This window comes from Bradyrhizobium sp. SHOUNA76, from assembly GCF_023006445.1.
GTDB lineage: Bacteria > Pseudomonadota > Alphaproteobacteria > Rhizobiales > Xanthobacteraceae > Bradyrhizobium.
The window spans coordinates 1-1,404 of the sequence record NZ_JALBHA010000884.1 but is presented as its reverse complement, the minus strand read 5'-3'; the positions used below and the strand labels follow the sequence as shown (position 1 = coordinate 1,404).

The following is a 1,404-nucleotide window of genomic DNA, read 5'->3' as shown; positions in this document are numbered from 1 at the left end:
CTCTCCGGCACCGTGCCGCAAGCGGGTGTCGCGTTGATTGCCTCTGGGCGGCTTGCGATGCTGTACCAGCTGGCGTTCGAGGCGCTGTCGGTGACCGCCGGGCCGGTCGATGCGGATGAGGCCGTTCGCCGCGGCCTGTCGATGGCGGCTGCGGCGATCTGGACGAAGTCAAAGGAATCTTGAGATGACCGTTCCCTTTCCGCCGATGAAGCGGCCGCTGGTCGCGATCCTGCGCGGCGTCAAGCCCGAGGAGACGGAGGCCATCGTCGGCGTGCTGATCGAAGCCGGCATGACCGCGATCGAGATCCCCCTGAACTCGCCCGATCCATTCCGCTCGATCGCAACGGCCGTGAAGCAGGCGCCTCCGGGCGTGCTGATCGGCGCAGGCACGGTGCTGGCCACCGCAGATGTCGATCGCCTCAACGACGTCGGCGGCAAACTGATGGTCTCGCCGAATGTCGACACGCAGGCGCTCGTGCGTGCACATCAGTACGCGATGGTGACGCTGCCCGGCGTGTTTTCGCCGACCGAGGCGCTGCTTGCCGCACGCTCCGGCGCATCGGGATTGAAATTCTTTCCGGCGAGCGTGTTAGGTGCCCCCGGCATTGCCGCGATCAAGGCGGTGCTGCCATCAGGCGTGATGATCGCCGCCGTCGGCGGCGTCTCCGACCAGAACTTTGCAGAATATATCAAGGGCGGCGTGACCGCCTTCGGGCTCGGCTCGAGCCTCTACAAGCCCGGCATGAGCGCAACGGATGTGGCCGCTCGCGCAAAGGTGACGATCGCGGCTTACGATCGGGCGATTGCGAAAGACTGAGCCGCCAATAAACAAGCCGTGATGCCGTCACCGTCGCGCGTTATCCTATCTTGCGTGACCAGCGAGATCAGGAGACCGATATGGCGATCAACAACGTGGCCGATCTGTTCGTGGCAACGCTCGAACAGGCCGGCGTCAAGCGCATCTACGGCATTGTCGGCGACAGCCTGAACGCCCTGACCGAGGCGCTGCGCCGCCGTGGCACGATCGAATGGATCCATGTCCGCCACGAGGAGGTCGCCGCGTTCGCCGCCGCCGGCGAAGCGGAGATGACCGGGAGCCTTGCGGTGTGCGCGGGCTCCTGCGGCCCCGGCAATCTGCATCTGATCAACGGGCTGTTCGACGCGCATCGCAGTCGCGTTCCCGTGCTGGCGATCGCCGCGCAGATCCCGACGGCCGAGATCGGCGGCGGCTATTTCCAGGAGACGCATCCGCAAAACCTGTTCCGCGAATGCAGCCATTATTGCGAGCTGGTCTCCGACCCGAGCCAGCTTCCCTTCGTGCTGGAGAACGCCATCCGCGCAGCCGTGGGCCTGCGCGGCGTCGCCGTCGTCGCCATGCCCGGCGACGTCGCGTTCCGCAGCCCG

Annotated in this window: 2 protein-coding genes and 1 pseudogene; all 3 read left to right on the top strand. The window is 66.2% G+C overall.

Annotated elements, in window-relative coordinates; translation table 11 throughout:
- Nucleotides 1–183: pseudogene (locus MOV74_RS38230) on the top strand (2-dehydro-3-deoxygalactonokinase); the annotation flags it as partial.
- Between the two features lies 1 nt (nucleotide 184).
- Nucleotides 185–817, top strand: a complete 633-nt coding sequence (locus MOV74_RS38225) for a 2-dehydro-3-deoxy-6-phosphogalactonate aldolase (protein WP_246932694.1) — start codon at nucleotides 185–187, stop codon at nucleotides 815–817.
- Between the two features lie 80 nt (nucleotides 818–897).
- Nucleotides 898–1,404: thiamine pyrophosphate-binding protein (locus MOV74_RS38220; RefSeq protein WP_246932692.1), on the top strand; the 507-nt coding region annotated here is incomplete at its 3' end.

What these genes read in the sequence shown, in the direction of transcription:
- MOV74_RS38225 (WP_246932694.1), top strand. Translation starts at nt 185, where the DNA reads ATGACCGTTCCCTTTCCGCCGATGAAGCGGCCGCTGGTCGCGATCCTG.